Origin of the sequence: Paraburkholderia sp. BL6665CI2N2, from assembly GCF_004366535.1 — a bacterium.
In the GTDB taxonomy this organism is placed as follows: domain Bacteria; phylum Pseudomonadota; class Gammaproteobacteria; order Burkholderiales; family Burkholderiaceae; genus Paraburkholderia.
Window position 1 is genome coordinate 4,561,966 of record NZ_SORC01000001.1, and the last position, 17,433, is coordinate 4,579,398.

The window sequence follows — 17,433 nt, forward strand, 5'->3', positions numbered from 1 at the left end:
CGCCTGAAGCATTTCCGATAGAATGAATATCTAGCTCTAATTTCAAGCACAAACCGACGCATTCATCGAAGCAATTCATGTCCCGACGCATCATCCCTGTTGCCGATCTCAGCGCCGTGCCGGTCATTGCCGGCCCCGTGCAGACGCCCAGCGGCGCGCTGCACGACACGCTTGCGCGGCCGCTGCGCGACCTGCGCATTTCGGTCACGGATCGCTGCAATTTCCGGTGCGTCTATTGCATGCCTCGCGCTGTGTTCGACAAGGACTACACGTTTTTGCCGCACAGCGCCTTGCTGAGCTTCGAGGAAATTGAGCGGCTAGCGCGACTGTTCGTCGCGCACGGCGTCGAGAAAATCCGTCTGACGGGCGGCGAACCGCTATTGCGTAAGAATCTGGAATTCCTGATCGAACGCCTCGCGCAGCTGACCACGCCGGCGGGCCGTCCGCTCGATCTGACGCTGACCACCAACGGTTCGCTGCTGGAACGCAAGGCGCGCAGCCTGAAAGACGCCGGTTTGACCCGCGTCACGGTGAGCCTCGACGCGCTCGACGACACGCTGTTCCGCCGCATGAACGACGCGGACTTCGCCGTCGGCGACGTGCTGGACGGCATTGCCGCGGCGCACGCGGTGGGCCTCGCGCCGGTCAAGGTCAACATGGTCGTCAAGCGCGGCACCAACGACAGCGAAATCGTGCCGATGGCGCGTCACTTCAAAGGCTCGGGCGCGGTGCTGCGCTTCATCGAATACATGGACGTGGGCACGTCGAACGGCTGGAACATGACGGAAGTGCTGCCGTCCGCCGACGTCGTGACGCGCATCGCCGAACACTTCCCGCTTGCGCCGCTCGAAGCGCACAGCGCCGCCGAGACCGCGCAGCGCTGGGGCTACGTCGACGGCGGCGGCGAGATCGGTGTGATTTCGAGTGTGACGCGCGCGTTTTGCGGCAGTTGCACGCGAGCGCGTCTGTCGACCGAAGGCAAGCTCTACCTGTGCCTGTTCGCCTCGTCGGGGCACGACCTGCGCGCGCTGGTGCGCAATGGCGCGAGCGACGCCGACATCGCCACCGCCATCGCCGAAATCTGGCAGGAGCGCGGCGACCGCTATTCGCAACTGCGCGGCAGCAACGCCGCCGAGTCGCTCGTGCGCGATGGCCGCCGCGTCGAGATGTCGTACATCGGCGGCTGAGCGGCGGCACGTGAAGCCGACGCGCGACCACATCACCGGACTGTTGCTTGCGGGGGGCCGCGGCATGCGCATGGGCGGCGCCGATAAGGGGCTGCAAATGCTGCATGGCGAGCCGCTCGCCGCCCATGTGCTCAAGCGCCTCGCGCCGCAAACCGGCGCCCTGCTGATCAGCGCCAATCGTCACCCTGAGGCCTACAGCGCGCTCGGTGCGCCGTTCGACGCCACGGTAGTGGCGGACACGCTGGCCGACTTTCCGGGCCCGCTGGCAGGCTTGCTCGCCGGCTTACGCGCAGCCGGTGGCGATTATCTACTCAGCGCTCCCTGCGACTCACCGTGGCTGCCCGCCGACCTGGCCGAACGCCTCGCGCACGCGCTGGACTCGAACGGGGCCGACATCGCCACGGTCACCACCATCGACGCGCACGGCCAAACGTCCTTGCATCCGGTCTTCGCGCTTCTGCGCACGAGTCTCGCCGACGATCTCTCGGCCTTCCTCGAAGCCGGCGAGCGCAAAGTGCGCGCGTGGTACGCGCGCCACAAGACGGTGGAAGTCGTCTTTACCGACGAGCGCGCGTTTTACAATATCAATTCGCTACAGGAACTCGCCGACCTCCAGCGTGATTGAGGCCACGGTTGAAATCCCGCTCCGGCCGCACGGCAACCGCCGCTCCCGCCGCCGGTCGCGACGCTCAGCTCTTCATGACCACGCCTAACGAATTTTCCCGCTGCGTCGCGCAGTACGATCCTCACGCGCTGCCTGTCCCGGCCGCACAGGCAATTGTTCGCCAGTGGGCCGCGCCGGTCACGGCCATTGAACGCGTGGCCTTGCGCGACGCGCTCGACCGCGTGCTCGCGGCCGATATCGTGTCGCCAATCGACGTCCCCTCGCACGACAATTCCGCCATGGACGGCTACGCGTTCAATCGCGCGGCACTCGCCACGGGCGCCGCCACGGTCGAATTGGCGATCGTCGGCAAGGCGCTGGCCGGGCATCCGTTCGCCGGCCGCGTCGAGGCCTCGCAATGCGTGCGCGTGATGACCGGCGCCTGCATGCCGGCCGACTGCGATACGGTCGTTCCGCAAGAGCTCGTCGAGCGCGGCGCCGATTCCGTTTCCATTCGCTTTGCGGCCAATGCAGTAACGGCCGGCGCAAATCGGCGCCTCGCCGGCGAAGACCTCGCGCGCGGCCATGCCGCGCTGCGATCGGGCCGCATCATGCGTGCGTCGGACCTCGGCTTGCTGGCCTCGCTCGGTATCGGCGAAGTCAATGTCAGGCGGCGTTTGCGCGTCGCTTTCTTCTCGACCGGCGACGAATTGCGCTCGCTCGGCGAGCCGCTCGATCCAGGCTGCGTGTACGACAGCAACCGCTACACGCTGTTCGCCATGCTGCGGCGCCTGAATATCGACACACTCGACCTCGGCGTAGTGCGCGACGAACCCGCCGCGATGGAAGACGCCTTGCGCAGCGCCGCGGCGAATGCCGACGTGGTGCTGACCTCGGGCGGCGTCTCGGTCGGCGAAGCGGATTTCACCAGGCAACTGCTGCAAACTTTTGGCGACGTCGCGTTCTGGAGTCTCGCCATGCGCCCGGGCCGACCGCTCGCCTTCGGCCGCGTCTGGTCCGGCGAGCGGCCGGGTGTCGGGCGTCCCGCGTTATTCTTCGGTTTGCCGGGCAATCCGGTCGCCGTGATGGTGGCGTTCTATCAGATCGTGCGCGAAGTGCTGCTGCTGATGTCGGGCGCCACGCCGCAACCGCTGCCGGTCATTCACGCCATGAGTCGGCGGGCCATCCGCAAACGCGCCGGACGCACCGAGTTCCAGCGCGGTCTGGCCGAGCAGGACCCGCATGGACAATGGCACGTCACGCCGACCGGTTCGCAGAGCTCCGGCGTGCTGAGTTCGATGAGCGAAGCTAATTGCTTCATCGTGCTCGGGCACGATGAAGGCGAGATCGCCGAAGGTGAGCGCGTCGCCATCATGCTGTTCGACGGACTCATCTGACGGCTGACGCGGGGCAGAGGCAACGCACCCGCCGGCGCTCATTTGCTGCTTTACCCATTACTACTACGACACACGGGTTTGACTTACATGAAAAAACAGATCTCGTTCATTGCACCGGGACAGACGGCCAAAGCACTCATCCTCGTGTACCTGACGTTTTCGGTGCCGATCGTGCTGCTGGGCGTGCTGGTCGCGTTCGTGCGCTATGGCTCGGTAGAACTGAGCACGGTGTTCAGCGCGCTGCTGCTGAATGCGATTCTCGGTTTCATCCTGCTGTGGATCGCATGCCATGCGTATAACTGGGTGGCGTCGCGCTTCGGCGGCATTGAAATCCATCTGACCGACGCACCGGAAGAGGCGTAATGCCCGCGACGATCCGCGCCGCCACGTCCGCGGACACCGGCGCCATCTTCGCGCTGACGTACGAACTCGCGCAGTTCGAAAGTCTCACGCATGTGTTCGTGGCGACCGAAGATGGCTTGCGCGACGCGCTATTCGGGGCGCGGCCTTCAATCGAGGCATTGGTGGCGGAAAACGAAGGCCGCATCGTCGGCTATGCACTGTTCTTCCACAATTACTCGAGCTTCGTCGGCAAGCGCGGACTGTATCTCGAAGACGTCTACGTGCAACCCTCGCAACGCGGTAGCGGTCTTGGCACCGCGTTGTTGCAGCGTCTTGCCGCATTGGCGGTGGAACGACAATGCGGGCGGTTCGAATGGACTGTGCTGGACTGGAACCAGCAGGCCATCAGCTTCTATGAAAAGTTGGGCGCGACTGTCATGCCGGATTGGCGTGTGGTGCGTCTGACAGGTGAGGCGCTGGAACAGCTGGCGGCGGGCGCAGGCGCCTGAGCGAGTGCCGGACGTGTTCTTGCGTTGCTTTTCGCGGAGCCAGTTTGCCGCGCCGCCGCGACTACCCCACCGCTAGCAGCATCCGTCACTGCTCGTCGGGATCTACACCCGACAGCGCATCGCCGAGCAACCCGCTCGCCTCTTCGCCCGGCAACGCCTCGACGTCGCGCAATCGGCGGCTCATGACGCGCGTGCGCGTTTCCGCCGCTTCAATGGAGCGCGTCACCGTCTCCAGTTGCGCCTTCGTCTTGGCCAGCACATCGCCGAATTTGCCGAACTCCGTTTTCACCGCGCCGAGCACCTGCCATACCTCGCTCGATCGCTTCTCGATCGCGAGCGTGCGGAAACCCATCTGCAAACTATTGAGCAAGGCGGTCAGCGTGGTCGGCCCCGCAATCGTCACGCGATAGTCGCGTTGCAACAGGTCCGTCAAGCCCGGCCGGCGCAATACTTCCGCATATAACCCTTCGGTCGGCAGAAACAGCAGCGCGAAGTCGGTGGTGTGCGGCGGCGACACGTACTTCTGCGCGATCATGCGCGCCTCGGCACGAATCCGCGCTTCGAGCGCACGCGATGCGTCCTCCACCGCGACCGGATCGGCGCGCTCCTGCGCTTCGATCAGACGCTCGTAGTCTTCACGCGGAAATTTGGCATCGATCGGCAGCCACACCGGTGTGGCCGCAGCGCCCTGCTCCGCGCGTCCCGGCAGCTTGATCGCGAACTCGACGCGCTCCGTGCTTTTCGGCACCGTCGCAATGTTCTTCGCGTACTGGTCGGCGGTGAGCAGTTGTTCGAGCAACGCTTCGAGCTGCACTTCACCCCACGTGCCGCGCGTCTTCACATTCGTGAGAACCTTTTTCAGATCGCCGACGCCGGCGGCCAGCGTCTGCATCTCGCCCAGTCCGCGGTGCACCTGTTCGAGCCGGTCCGACACCAGCTTGAACGACTCGCCCAAACGCTGTTCAAGCGTAGCGTGCAATTTTTCGTCGACAGTGCGGCGCATTTCGTCGAGCTTGAGCGAGTTGTTCGCCTCGATATCCTTGAGCCGCTGCTCGATGGTCGCGCGCACTTCGGCAAAGCGGCGGTCGTTCGCCTCGGTGAGTTGCCCCAACTGCAGGCTCAGCGTGTCGCCGAACTGCTTGAGCGAGCGGCCCTGCTCGTCGCGCGCCTGCTGGGCCTGCGCCTGCAGACTGTGGCGCACGGCGTCGAGCTGCTGGGCGAAACCGTCGATCTTGCCGCCCTGCACCGTCGTCATGCTGCTGAACTGCGCGGCCAGCGTCTGCTGAAAATGCGCGAAGCCGCTGCTCTGTTCGGTACGCGACACGCGCGCCGTCTCGGTGATGTCGTTGCGCAGTTGCCGCTCGAGCCGCTCGTAGGCGTGCGCTTGCGCGTCGGCCGTGGCGTCCATGCGTTCGTTGAGCAACTCGAACTGCTCGTTGTCCTCGGCCCGGCCATGAGCACGCATCAGCAAAACCAGAGCAATAACCAACGCGACCGCCAGCACGGCAACGGCCGCCACCAGATACATTGTCATGAACGCGCCTTGCCGATGACCTCGGGGTTGACCGGATTCGGCGGCCGCCCCGCGCGCGGACCTTCGCCCAGGCCTGCGATCAGGTTGTCAGCGGCGAGATTCGCCATGGCGCGCCGCGTGGCTTCAGTGGCGCTGGCAATGTGCGGCGTGAGCACGACATTCGGCACGCTAAGCAGATCCTGATTCAGATTCGGCTCGCCTTCGAACACATCGAGACCGGCGGCGGCAATCTGCTTCGAGCGCAACGCTTCGACGAGCGCCGCGTCGTCGACGATACCGCCGCGCGCGATATTGGTGAGCGTCGCGCTCGGCTTCATCAGCGCGAGTTCTGCCGCGCCGATCGTGTGATGGTTCTCCTTCGTGTACGGCAGCACGAGCACGACGTGATCGGCGCGCCGCAACAGATCCTGCTTCGATGCGTACTCCGCGTTCAGCTCGGCTTCGATCTCGGGCGCCACGCGCGAACGGTTGTGATAAATCACCTGCATGTTGAAACCTTTCGCACGACGCGCGAGCGCCTGGCCGATACGGCCCATGCCGATCACGCCGAGCGTCGAGCCGTGCAGATCGCTGCCGAGAAACGCGTCGTACGCCCACTTCTGCCACTGGCCCGCGCGCAGCCAGTGCTCCGATTCGGTGATGCGCCGCGCCGCCGCCATCATCAGCGCCCAGCCGAAGTCCGCGGTCGATTCGTTGAGCACGTCCGGCGTATTGGTGCCGAGCACGTTGGCCGCGTTGAAGGCTGCCATGTCGAAGTTGTTGTAGCCCACCGCCATATTCGACACCACGCGCAGACGCGGCGCCGCGGCGAGTTCGGCGGCGCCGACCGGATCGCCCGCGGTCAGCGCGCCGTCTTTATCCGCGAGACGAAGTTTCAGTTCGTCGGCGGGCAACACGTCGCCCTGATTCCAGTCGACGTCGAAATACTGTTTGAGCCGTTCGATCACATCGGGAAAAATCGGCCGGGCGACGAGGATCTTCTGCATTGCAATTCTCCGTAAAGCGCGTCGAGTTCGATTGCCTCGGCGTCAAAAAAAGAGCCAGCCTGTGACCAGGAAAAGCGGCAACAACACGGCGGCTGACCAGCCCATATACGCGAAAAAACCCGGCATGCGAACGCCGCGAGATTCCGCGATGGCCTTCACCATGAAGTTCGGCGCATTGCCGATATACGTGTTCGCGCCCATGAACACCGCGCCCGCCGAGATAGCCGCGAGCGTGGTGGCGCCGGTGGTCATCAGCGTCTGCGCGTCGCCGCCGGCCAGGTTGAAGAACACGAGGTAAGTCGGCGCGTTGTCGAGAAACGAAGATAGCAGGCCGGTCGCCCAGAAGTACATCAGATCGTGCGGCTGGCCCGAGGCGTCTTTGACCAGATGAACGATGCCCGCGAACGCGCCCGCCTCGCCGGCGCGCAGAATCGTGATGACCGGCGCGATCGTCACGAAGATGCCGGCGAACAGTTTGGCCACTTCTTCGATCGGCGCCCAGTTGAAGTCGTTGCCCGCGCGAGCCGCGCGCGGCGTGAGCGCCAGCGAGAGCAGAGTGACGACGATCAGCGCGGCATCGCGCACGGCACTCTGCAAAGCCACGTGCGTACCGAACACGTCGAACTCCACGCCCGGTTTCCACAGCCCGCTCATCAGCACGAGCGCGATCACCACGGCCAGCAACACGAAATTGATTTTGCCGTCTATGCCGAGTGGCGGCGTGTCCGGTGTCGGATCGAGAAAAAGCGAACGCTCTTCCTCGCGCCGATGAAAGTAGTATGAGTCCAGCGCATAGAACGCGATCAGCAGCACACCGCAGACGAACAGCATCGGCAGCGCGAGATGCACGGTGGTCCAGAAGAAACTCACGCCCTGCAGAAAGCCGAGAAAGAGCGGCGGGTCACCCAGCGGCGAAAGCGACCCTCCCGCGTTGGCCACGAGGAAGATAAAAAACACGACCACGTGAACGACGTGCTTGCGATTGTCGTTGGCGCGCAGCAGCGGGCGAATCAGCAGCATCGCCGCGCCCGTCGTGCCCATGATGCTGGCGAGCAAGGTGCCGAGCGCGAGGATCGCCGCGTTCAGCCGCGGCGTGCCATGCAGATTGCCGCGTACGCAGACGCCGCCCGCCACGGTATAGAGCGCCGTCAGCAACACGATGAACGGTATGTATTCTTCGAGCAGCGCATGCACGAGCGTGCCGAATGCGACGCTGCTACCGTAGTTGACGGCGAACGGCACGAGAAACACAAGCGCCCACGCCGCCGCAATCTTGCCGAAATGGTGATGCCAGAACGCCGGCGCGATCAAGGGAAATACCGTGATCGACAGCAGCACGCCCGCGAACGGCAGCCCCCACAGCGCCGACAAAGCCGCGCCGTCGAGCGTTGCGGCAGATGCCAACTGCGGCCAGCCACCCAGCGTCAATGCAGCCGCGAACCCCATGCCCGTCCAGGCGGCACGTTGTTTCATAGATTTGAAGTCCTTGTTATTGCCTAAGGCCGCACAGCGGAGCATGCGTCCTGATGCACGGGCGCGCTTGCTGCTCAGGCGCCCTGCACGACGATCACGTGCACCCGGTACGGCCCATGCGCGCCGAGCACGATGGTCTGTTCGATATCGCCGGTACGCGAAGGCCCGGAGACGAAGTTGACCGCACGCGGCAGTTCGCCACGTTCCTTGCGGATCAGTACGAACGCCTCTTCGTGACCTGAGACGATGCGCGAAGCCGGCACGATCGCAATGTGCGTTTCCGGCAGCAGACCAGCCGAAGCATAAGTTTCCGGCCCCGACAGCAGCACCAGCGTGCCGGTCTCGGCGGTCGCGCAGAAGCAGCCGGTGAGACCGACCACGTCGCCGTCTTGCGGCTTGCGAAACTCGACGGTGAGGCCGGCTTCGGCCCAATGCAGATCTTGCAGCGTTTGCCACGCGATGGCCTGCAGCGGCAACGCATGCTGCGTGAGGTAGCGGTGCGCCGCGGCCGGCACGTCGCTCAGTGCTTCAACCGAGTCCACCGTGGTCGCCATTTTTTGTGCTTCGTCGATGAAGCGCGCAACGAGGTCGGCAGGCATGTCCGGACGCGGGCCGGCAGGATGACGCGCGAGATAGTCCGCGGCGGCCTCGCGCTCGGAAGCGGACGGCTCGGGCTCACGCCCTTGCGCCGCGCGGATGCGCGCCAGGATGTTGCGGCGTGCAATCGATGTGTCCATGTGCGAAATCCTCGTGTCGACAGCCGTGCGATATGGCGAGAATTATACCGGCCACCCTGCGCGCGAACACCCTGGCCGAACGGTCTATTGCCGCGCATCGCACGCGCGGCATAAGCTACCGGCAGCTAGCGATGAACCGCGTTACTTCGCCGCCTCTTCCTCTGGCTGCGCAATGCCGAACACCTGGCGCAGGTAAGCGAGGTAAGCCTTGTCTTCGCACATGTTCTTGCCCGGCGAGTCCGACAGCTTCGCCACCGGCTGACCGTTGCAGCGAACCATCTTGATGACGATCTGCAGCGGGTTGTAGCCAAGGTCGTTGGTCAGATTCGTGCCCACGCCGAAAGCCAGCTTGCAGCGGCCGCGGAAGCGCTCGTAGAGTTGCAGGACTTTGGGAATGTCGAGCGCGTCGGAGAACACGAGGATCTTGGTGCGCGGGTCGCAGCGGTTCGCTTCGTAGTGCTTGAGCAGGCGTTCGCCCCAGTCGAACGGATCGCCGGAATCGTGGCGCGCGCCGTCGAACAGCTTGCAGAAGTACATGTCGAAGTCGCGCAGGAACGCCTCCATGCCGTACACGTCGGAGAGCGCGATGCCCAGGTCGCCGCGGTATTCCTTGGCCCACATTTCGAAGCCGAAGATCTGCGAGTCGCGCAGCCGCGGGCCAAGCGCCTGGCACGCCTGCAGGTATTCGTGCGCCATCGTGCCGAGCGGCGTGAGGCTGTGCTTCATTGCGTAGAACACGTTGCTGGTGCCGGCGAACTGCTCGCCGAGGCCTTCCTTGAGCTTAAGGATCACTTCCTCGTGCCATTGCTTCGAGAAGCGGCGCCGTGTGCCGTAGTCGGCGATCTTGCAGTCGGCGAATTCCGGACGCGCGCCGAGCAGTTGAATCTTGTCGACGAGGCGCCCGCGCCCTTCGCTGTAGTCCGGCATTTGCTGGGTGTTGCGGAAGTAGACTTCATTGACGATCGCGAGCATCGGAATCTCGAACAGGATCGTATGCAGCCACGGCCCCTTGATCTCGATATCGATTTCGCCATTGCCCTTGGGCGACGCTTCGATCGAAATGTATTTTTCGTTCAGATGGAACAGCGCGAGAAACTCGATGAAGTCGCCCTTGATGAAGCGCATGCGCCGCAGGTAGTCGAGCTCGTCGTCGGTAAAGCGCAGCTGGCAGAGCTTGCGCACTTCGTCGCGAATTTCGCCGATGTACGGCACGAGATCGACATTCGGCGTACGGCAGCGGAAGCGATACTCCACGTTCGCCGCGGGAAAGTGATGCAACACCACTTGCATCATCGTGAACTTGTACAGATCGGTGTCGAGCAGCGAAGTAATAATCATGATGGTGCGAACTGGACTGCGGAAAACGGAAGGCCTGCCACGAAAGCCGACTCACCCATGCGCGACGGCACGCCCCGTGCGTACCGACCTGACGCATGTTACCCGAATGCGTCGGCATTCAGCGCGCCGCCAGACGCTCGCGCCGGGCGCTCAAGGGAGCCATGCGGCGCACGCCATAAACTAATCACGAAAACGTATAAACGGTGTCGCGCGATGCCGCATGCGCCTCTTGACGTTACGATACAATAGCGCTTTTGGCGTTTCCGCCTCCCCAGATACCGCATGCAGGAGCTGCCTGAATGACTCACGTTGTGACCGAAAGCTGCATCAAGTGCCGCTATACCGACTGTGTCGATGTGTGCCCGGTGGACTGCTTTCGCGAAGGTCCCAACTTCCTCGCGATCGACCCCGATGAATGCATCGACTGCGCCGTGTGCGTGGCCGAGTGCCCGGTGAACGCCATTTATGCCGAAGAAGACGTGCCGGGCGACCAGCAGAACTTCATCGAACTGAATGCCGATCTCGCGAAGAACTGGCCGAGCATCACCAAGACCAAGGCGCCGCTGCCGGAAGCGGACGAGTTCAAGGACGTGAAGGAAAAGCTTGAGCTGCTCGTACGCTGAGCCTCGCTGCCTGTGGCGTGCATCGCCGGATTCGAATGAAATCGAGATGAACACAAGGTATTGACAGGCGCTTAAGCTGCTCCTACAATTTCGTTTCTCTGCTGTTTGTTGTTCTGTTCCTCGATAGCTCAGTCGGTAGAGCGCCGGACTGTTAATCCGTAGGTCCCTGGTTCGAGCCCAGGTCGAGGAGCCAAGAATTGCAAAAGCCCGTTAACCAAGACGGGCTTTTTTATGTAGGTTAAGTTGTACTGCTGTTCCTCGATAGCTCAGTCGGTAGAGCGCCGGACTGTTAATCCGTAGGTCCCTGGTTCGAGCCCAGGTCGAGGAGCCAAAAAATTTGGAAGGCCCGCATTCGTGCGGGCCTTTTTCTTTTTGCGCGCCGCACGCCGCCGAACCGCGTCACCCTGACCTGGTCGATCCCCCGCTCGCGTCGCCCGAGACTGCCGGCCGTTATACGATGGCAATTCCCGGCGCACGCCCCGCGCCCAACCCAGGCGCTCAATTTCCAGCAAGCACATTCCATGAAACCCACTTTGTTGCGCATCTCGCTTGCGGCGGCCGCCGCCCTCCTGCTGCCTTCGGCGCATGGCGAAGAAGTCGGCAGCGTCAATACCAATTTCCGCGTCACGGGCTCCGACCGCGTGGTCGTCGAGGCCTATGACGATCCAGCGGTTCAGGGCGTGACCTGCTACGTGTCGCGGGCGCGTACCGGCGGCGTCAAAGGTACGCTCGGCATCGCCGAAGATCCCACCGAGGCGTCGATCGCCTGTCGCCAGGTCGGCGAAATTCACTTCACGGGCCCGGTGAAGAAACAGGCCGACGTGTTCTCGGTGAGCATGTCGTTCATCTTCAAGTCGCTGCATGTGGTACGGGTGGTCGACGCGAAGCGCAACTCGCTGGTGTATCTCACCTACAGCGACCGGGTGGTCAGCGGCAGCGCAAAGAATAGTGTGAGCGCCGTGCCGATGCCGGCCGGAACAACGATCCCGGTCAAGTGAACGCCGCCCTACGGCAAAACGCAGTCGGCCGGCACGTCAGCGCGTGACGCGGCAGGGTCGCGACGCGCTACACTGACCGGCCCAGCTGGAATTTCATCGTGACCGCCGCCCATCGTTTCCAGGATTCCGCCCGCTACTGGCGCACGCCGCTTCTACCCGGCGCGGACCTGCTCACGGCCGAATATCACGATCACGAGTTCACGCCGCATTGGCACGATGCGTACACGATTCCGGTGATCGTGGCGGGCGCCGAGGGGTATCGGTATCTCGGCTCCGACTACGTCGCCGAAGCCGGCAGCGTACCGATCATCAATCCCGGCGAGTTGCACACCGGCTCGAAGGCGGTCGAGGCGGGTTGGCGGTATCGCGTGATGTATGCGCCGGTGGATTTCATCCACGCCCTTGCCAATGAGGTCAGCGGCAGGCCTCAGGCGTTGCCGTGGTTTGCGCCGGGTGTGATCCGCGATCCGGATCTGGCCGCTCGGCTGGCGCATGCGCATCGTCTGCTGGAGGCGGGCGACGACGCGCTCGCCGCCGAAGCCGCCATGCTCGACGCCTTGTCCACGCTGCTGGTGCGTTACGCGCAAACCCAACCCGCGCGTTCGCGCCTCCCCACCGACGACGCTCGCGTGACGCTCATGCAGGAGCGCCTGACAGGCGACCTCGTCGAGCCCGTTACGCTCGCTGAAGTCGCGCAGGTGGCGGGACTCTCGCCATTTCACGCGGCGCGTCTTTTCGCCCAGACGACCGGCCTGCCGCCCCACGCGTGGCGCAATCAGGTGCGCTTGCAGCGCGCGCTCGCGCCACTGCGCGCGGGAGTTTCTGTCACGGAGGTCGCCGCCGCCAGCGGTTTCACGGACCAGAGCCACTTCACGCGACACTTCCGGCGCATGTTCGGCGTGCCGCCCGGGCGCTGGCAGGGCGTCTGACGCGGCGCGGGTGCGTGCGTTGCCGGCGAGCTGCGCGTCCTGCTGCCTCAAGCAGTCCAGCCGCACCGCAAGGCGCAAGTGCGTACTCTTTCCCACGGCCTGCCTGCCCGGCTGCCTCGACCACCCCATGTGCTCGCCAGTACGCGAACGGTTGCCGCCTATACGCTGCGGCCTGACCAATCCAACCGACAGACACGATGCCAGCGTCTACATTACTGGCGACCCGGCGCGCCATCTTATTTGCTCATTCCGGCGGCATGACATGCCGTGGCGCGCGCGCCGCCGCATCGAACCATTGCCCATCCGCAAGAACGTACAAGCCCCGCCCAGCCACCGCCGCTATGCTTCCCGAATCAAGGAGGCCAGATTGACCCATCCCACCGCAGGCCGGCCCACAAACCCAGGCCATTTCAAAGAGTTCACCGCCGGCGCGCGCGACATCATCCCGATGATGGTCGGCGCGGCGCCTTTCGGCGTCATTTTCGGCACGCTCGTCGCATCCGGCCCGCTGCATCTTTGGCATGGCCAGTTGATGTCGCTCGTCGTGTTCGCCGGCTCCGCGCAGTTCATCGCGCTCGGCCTGATTGCCGGACACGCGAGTTTTGCCGTCGTCTGGGCGACCACGCTCGTCGTCAATCTGCGCCATGTGCTGTACAGCGCCACGCTCGCGCCGCACGTCGCGCATCTGCCGGCACGCTGGCGCTGGGCGCTCGGCGCGCTGCTCACGGACGAAGTCTTCGCCGTCGCGTGGGAACACTACCGGCATCGGGAGCCCGGCACGGTCGGCCCGCACTACTTCTTCGGCGCCGGCTTGGCCATGTATCTGAACTGGCAGCTCTGGACCGTCGGCGGCCTGCTGTTCGGCGCGGCTTTCCCCGGCCTGCAATCGCTCGGCCTCGATTTCGCCATGGTCGCCACGTTCATCGCGATCGTCGTGCCGCAACTCGTCGCGCTGCGCTATATCGCGGCGGCCGTCACCTCGGGCATGCTGGCCTTCTTCTGGCAGGCGTGGCCTTACAAGCTCGGTTTGCTTGGCGCCGTGTTCGCGGGCGTGGCGATCGGCGTCCTGCTGTCGACGTCGCGGGCCAACCTGCGCGGCAACGGCAAAACCGCGGAGGCATCGCGATGAACTACGTCGTCCTGATTCTCGGCATGGCGGCGATCACGTGGGTGATTCGCGCCGCCGTCTTCGTGCTCGGCGACCGGCTGGTATTTCCGCCGCTGGTGCGCACGGCGCTCGGCTTCGTGCCGGTCACCGTGCTGACTGCGATCATCGTGCCGATGGCGGTTGCGCCGCACGGCGGCGACGCCGAGCTGACCTGGCGCAATCCGCAGCTGGTCGGCGCGCTGGCCGCGGTGCTCGTCAGCGCGTTGACGCGGCGGCCGCTGCTGACCATCGCCGTCGGGCTGACGGTCTTTTTTGTCTGGCAATGCGTCGTGCTGAAATAGACCCACGCCGCTTTCAAGGCAGCAACAGCGTCGGCCGGCTCGCGCCACACCCGCGCAAGCCAGGCGACGCTTCCCTCTAAAGCGGGCGCCCCCGCCCCGCGCTCCCTTAAGTTTCCCGCCGATCCGCCGTTATGCAGTCGAGGTCCGCTCGTCGGGATACGTCCCGCTGGTTGTGCGGCATCAGGCAGGAATCAAGCGCGCCGGCATCGAACGCCGCGTCTCCCAAGGCCCGCGCGGCCAGGCGGCGTGGCGAGGCCGCGCGGCAGGACCAAACGGGATAACACATGGGTCAAATCACCCTCACGCTCAAAGACGAGACCATCGCGACGCTGCGCAAGGATTTCGACGCTTTCCTGCGGGTATCGCTGAAGCTCGATCCGCAGTTCGCGACGCCGTCGTTTGAGGATTTTTTGCGCGCCAAGCTGCTCGACAACATGGTGCCGCTGACCGAACACGCGGTTCAGCGGATGTTGCAGGGCGGCCAGTACGCCTGGGCGAAACGCACACTGGACAAGGAGTTTCCGGATGTCGTCGCGATTCTGATGCGGCAGGCGGGCGAGTTCGGCTTCGGCTTCGCGGCCCGCTCGGAATGGACGCCGGAGGAACTCGCCAAGCAGTGCCGCGACTGGGCGGCGGCCATCGTCAAGGAAGCGGAAGGCGACGCCGTGCTGATCGACCCGCTCGCGGCGCAGATCAAGAGCGCGGCGCAAGACATTCAGGCGCTCGAGGAAGTCATGCAGACGCCGGCGTGGCGGCTGGTGGAATCGCTGCGTCAGCGTGTCTACGAGGCCAAGGTGGCGTGCGAAACCAGCGTGGGCAGCACCGCGCGTGAAAAGCTCGGCGAACTGCGCGGGCTGCTGCGGCTGGGTATTTCGCACGGCTCGTTCCAGAAGCAGGAAGCGCAGCAGATCATGGAGTTCCTGCGCCTGCTCAAGCCGGAAATCTTCGTGGAAGAGCCGTACGACGTGTTTTCGCGGATGGCAGCCTGGCTGCGTAATTTCTTCGTGCCGCCGCGTCCGGCGCCGCAGCAACAGCAGCGGCAGTCGCAGCCGCGCTGAGGCTAAAGAGCCCAGGAAGCTACCGGTGAGCCGCCGGTAGCCAACGGCGGCATCAGATGCGCAGCATTAAAGCTCTTCGCCGCGCTCTCAATCCCACATCTTCCTGAGTTTCGCGCCGATCTCGATCTTCGCCTGCGCCGCCGCGGCCAGCCCGGCCGCCGTGGGCGCGCTCGGAACCGGGACGCGCGGCCACGCATAGGCATCGAACAATGGCATCAGATGCGCCGGAATGAAGCGCGTGCGCGAGGCCCACACGTGACGATCGCCCATGTGCGTCTGGTTGTGCACGTAAAAGCGCTGCGGCACGACGATATGCAAGTCCTCTTTCGCGCGCGTCATCGCCACATACAGCAGACGGCGCTCCTCGTCGATTTCCTCCTCGCTGCCGGTGCCGAGATCGGACGGAATGCAGCCGTCCACGCCGTTCAGCATGAACACGTTGCGCCACTCCTGCCCTTTTGCCGAATGGATGGTGGACAGGATCAGGTAGTCCTCGTCGATCAGCGGCACGCCGGATTTGTCGCTGGTGGCGTCGGGCGGATCAAGCGTCAACTCGGTCAGAAACCGTTCACGCGACGGATACGTGCCCGCGATGCTCTCCATCTGCAACACGTCCGCGTGACGGATCGCCGCGTCCTCGTGATTGCGCTCGAGATGCGGCTCATACCAGCGACGCACCATTTCGAACTCGGCGGGCCACGGTGTCTGGCGCCCGTACACGCTCGACATCAGCTTGACGAACGGATGCCAGTCTTCCTGCGCCCGAGCCGGCGCGGCGAAGGCCGCCAGCGCGCCGCCGGCGGTGTCGGCGGGGTTGCCGCTGCCCGCGCGCGCGACGACCTCGTCGAGCACCTTTGCCGCGGTAGCCGGTCCCACGCCCGGCAGTAACTGCACGACGCGAAACCCGGCCACGCGATCACGCGGATTTTCCGCCCAACGCAGCACGGCAAGCACGTCTTTCACGTGCACCGAGTCGAGAAACTTCAGCCCGCCGAACTTCACGAACGGAATGTTGCGCCGGGTCAGTTCGATCTCCAGCGCGGCGCTGTGGTGCGCGGCGCGGAACAGCACCGCTTGCGACTTGAGCTTCATGCCCTGCTCGCGCGCTTCCAGCACCTGCTCGACGATGTAGCGCGCCTGATCCGCCTCATCGGCGACGGTCACCAGACGCGGGCGCTGAGCGGAGGCCTTGTCGGTCCACAGATTCTTCGTGTAGCGCTCGCTGGCCAATTCGATCACCGCGTTCGACGCCGCCAGGATCGGCGCGCTCGAGCGGTAATTGCGCTCCAGCGTGACCTGTTTGGCCGGCGGGTCGAAATGCGCGGGGAAATCGAGAATGTTGCGCACGGTCGCGCCGCGAAACGAATAGATCGACTGGGCGTCGTCGCCGACCACGGTCAGGCCGCGGCCGTCCGGTTTCAACGCGAGCAGGATCGACGCCTGCAGACGATTGGTGTCCTGGTATTCGTCGACCAGCACGTGATCGAAGCGTCCCGACAGGTCGGCGGCAATGGCCGGCTCGGCGGCCATGTGCGACCAGTAGAGCAGCAGGTCGTCGTAGTCGAGCACGCTCTGCTTCTGCTTCGCTTCAACGTAAGACGCGAACAGCATGCGCAGATCGGCCTCCCATTCGCGGCACCACGGAAACGCCTTGTCCAGCACCTGGCCGAGCGACGCGCCGGTGTTCACGACGCGCGAGTAAATGGCAAAGCACGTGCCCTTGGCCGGGAAACGCCGCTCTTTCGCCGACAGCCCGAGTTCGTGGCGCACGAGGTTCATGAGATCGGCGGAATCCTCGCGGTCGTTGATCGTGAAGGCCGGCGCAAGACCGATCAGATCCGCGTATTCGCGCAACAACCGCGCGCCGACGCTATGGAACGTACCCGACCACGTCAGCCCTTGCGCGAGCGCGGCTCGCGAACCGAGCGCCGCGCCGGCGATGCGCGTGACGCGCCGGGTCATTTCGAGCGCCGCGCGGCGCGAAAAGGTCAGCAGCAGGATGCGGCGCGGATCGGCGCCCTTCACCACCAGATTGGCGACCCGGTGCGCAAGCGTATTGGTCTTGCCGGAGCCGGCGCCGGCAATCACCAGCAGCGCGCCGGGCGGTGCGGCGGGCGTGTCGGCGCCGTAGTCGACGGCTTCGCGCTGCGCGTCGTTGAGCTTCGCCAGCCAGGCGGCGGTGTCGGAAGTCGGCGACGTCGGGGACGGCGAGGAAGGCGCAGGTTCGGCGACTGGAAGCACGATTGTTTTAGGCGTTGGATGGATTCAG

Annotated in this window: 17 protein-coding genes and 2 tRNA genes; 13 read left to right on the forward strand and 6 right to left on the reverse strand. The window is 64.6% G+C overall.

Going from position 1 to position 17,433, the window contains the following annotated elements; all coding sequences use genetic code 11:
• The first annotated feature begins 77 nt into the window (after positions 1 to 77).
• The 5 genes from moaA (at position 78) to B0G81_RS20315 (ending at position 4,039) form a co-directional block, all read left to right on the forward strand.
• Entirely contained in the window at positions 78 to 1,187 is a 1,110-nt protein-coding gene (gene moaA / locus B0G81_RS20295; RefSeq protein ID WP_106283773.1) for a GTP 3',8-cyclase MoaA, read from the forward strand.
• 10 nt (positions 1,188 to 1,197) lie between these two features.
• Entirely contained in the window at positions 1,198 to 1,812 is a 615-nt protein-coding gene (gene mobA / locus B0G81_RS20300) for a molybdenum cofactor guanylyltransferase MobA (protein ID WP_134143178.1), read from the forward strand.
• Positions 1,813 to 1,886: 74 nt separating this feature from the next.
• Positions 1,887 to 3,188 (forward strand): gephyrin-like molybdotransferase Glp, encoded by a 1,302-nt coding sequence (gene glp, locus B0G81_RS20305; protein ID WP_134138135.1) that lies wholly within the window; start codon positions 1,887 to 1,889, stop codon positions 3,186 to 3,188.
• Positions 3,189 to 3,275: 87 nt separating this feature from the next.
• The gene (locus tag B0G81_RS20310) at positions 3,276 to 3,551 is read left to right on the forward strand and encodes a hypothetical protein (RefSeq protein ID WP_106283775.1); all 276 of its coding nucleotides are present in this window, start codon (positions 3,276 to 3,278) and stop codon (positions 3,549 to 3,551) included.
• Positions 3,551 to 4,039, forward strand: a complete 489-nt coding sequence (locus B0G81_RS20315) for a GNAT family N-acetyltransferase (RefSeq protein WP_134138136.1) — start codon at positions 3,551 to 3,553, stop codon at positions 4,037 to 4,039. Before B0G81_RS20310 ends, B0G81_RS20315 begins: the two co-directional genes overlap by 1 nt.
• 85 nt (positions 4,040 to 4,124) lie before the next feature.
• Here the strand turns inward: B0G81_RS20315 and rmuC are convergent, their stop codons facing one another.
• From rmuC to pncB, 5 genes are all read right to left on the reverse strand, one after another.
• On the reverse strand, positions 4,125 to 5,573 hold the full coding sequence (gene rmuC, locus B0G81_RS20320) for a DNA recombination protein RmuC (protein WP_134138137.1): 1,449 nt from the start codon (positions 5,571 to 5,573) through the stop codon (positions 4,125 to 4,127).
• Complete coding sequence (locus tag B0G81_RS20325) at positions 5,570 to 6,559, reverse strand: D-glycerate dehydrogenase (protein ID WP_134138138.1); 990 nt, start codon at positions 6,557 to 6,559, stop codon at positions 5,570 to 5,572. The genes rmuC and B0G81_RS20325 overlap by 4 nt, the downstream gene beginning before the upstream one ends.
• A gap of 42 nt (positions 6,560 to 6,601) precedes the next feature.
• On the reverse strand, positions 6,602 to 8,032 hold the full coding sequence (locus tag B0G81_RS20330) for a sodium:proton antiporter (protein ID WP_134138139.1): 1,431 nt from the start codon (positions 8,030 to 8,032) through the stop codon (positions 6,602 to 6,604).
• A gap of 74 nt (positions 8,033 to 8,106) precedes the next feature.
• Positions 8,107 to 8,769, reverse strand: a complete 663-nt coding sequence (locus B0G81_RS20335; RefSeq protein ID WP_134138140.1) for a lactate utilization protein C — start codon at positions 8,767 to 8,769, stop codon at positions 8,107 to 8,109.
• Positions 8,770 to 8,910: 141 nt separating this feature from the next.
• Positions 8,911 to 10,107, reverse strand: a complete 1,197-nt coding sequence (gene pncB / locus B0G81_RS20340) for a nicotinate phosphoribosyltransferase (RefSeq protein WP_116117991.1) — start codon at positions 10,105 to 10,107, stop codon at positions 8,911 to 8,913.
• Positions 10,108 to 10,406: 299 nt separating this feature from the next.
• On the opposite strand from pncB, the gene fdxA reads away from it, so the two are divergent.
• The 8 genes from fdxA to B0G81_RS20380 all read left to right on the forward strand — a co-directional run bounded on the left by fdxA (position 10,407) and on the right by B0G81_RS20380 (position 15,164).
• Positions 10,407 to 10,730, forward strand: a complete 324-nt coding sequence (fdxA, locus tag B0G81_RS20345) for a ferredoxin FdxA (RefSeq protein ID WP_064268471.1) — start codon at positions 10,407 to 10,409, stop codon at positions 10,728 to 10,730.
• Positions 10,731 to 10,847: 117 nt separating this feature from the next.
• Positions 10,848 to 10,923, forward strand: a tRNA-Asn gene (locus B0G81_RS20350).
• A gap of 62 nt (positions 10,924 to 10,985) precedes the next feature.
• Positions 10,986 to 11,061, forward strand: a tRNA-Asn gene (locus tag B0G81_RS20355).
• A gap of 190 nt (positions 11,062 to 11,251) precedes the next feature.
• Positions 11,252 to 11,728 (forward strand): CreA family protein, encoded by a 477-nt coding sequence (locus B0G81_RS20360; protein WP_116148296.1) that lies wholly within the window; start codon positions 11,252 to 11,254, stop codon positions 11,726 to 11,728.
• 98 nt (positions 11,729 to 11,826) lie between these two features.
• Complete coding sequence (locus tag B0G81_RS20365) at positions 11,827 to 12,657, forward strand: AraC family transcriptional regulator (RefSeq protein WP_134138141.1); 831 nt, start codon at positions 11,827 to 11,829, stop codon at positions 12,655 to 12,657.
• A 367-nt stretch (positions 12,658 to 13,024) separates the two neighbouring features.
• Positions 13,025 to 13,786: an AzlC family ABC transporter permease gene (locus B0G81_RS20370; protein ID WP_134143179.1), complete on the forward strand. Its 762-nt coding sequence runs from the start codon at positions 13,025 to 13,027 to the stop codon at positions 13,784 to 13,786.
• A complete protein-coding gene (locus B0G81_RS20375) occupies positions 13,783 to 14,106 on the forward strand; it encodes an AzlD domain-containing protein (RefSeq protein ID WP_106283783.1) in 324 nt (107 codons plus the stop codon). The genes B0G81_RS20370 and B0G81_RS20375 overlap by 4 nt, the downstream gene beginning before the upstream one ends.
• Before the next feature lie 284 nt (positions 14,107 to 14,390).
• Positions 14,391 to 15,164: a DUF4088 family protein gene (locus B0G81_RS20380; protein ID WP_116117995.1), complete on the forward strand. Its 774-nt coding sequence runs from the start codon at positions 14,391 to 14,393 to the stop codon at positions 15,162 to 15,164.
• Between the two features lie 87 nt (positions 15,165 to 15,251).
• Here B0G81_RS20380 and B0G81_RS20385 read toward each other — a convergent pair whose 3' ends face one another.
• Positions 15,252 to 17,405 (reverse strand): ATP-dependent helicase, encoded by a 2,154-nt coding sequence (locus B0G81_RS20385; protein WP_134138142.1) that lies wholly within the window; start codon positions 17,403 to 17,405, stop codon positions 15,252 to 15,254.
• Positions 17,406 to 17,433 lie beyond the last annotated feature (28 nt).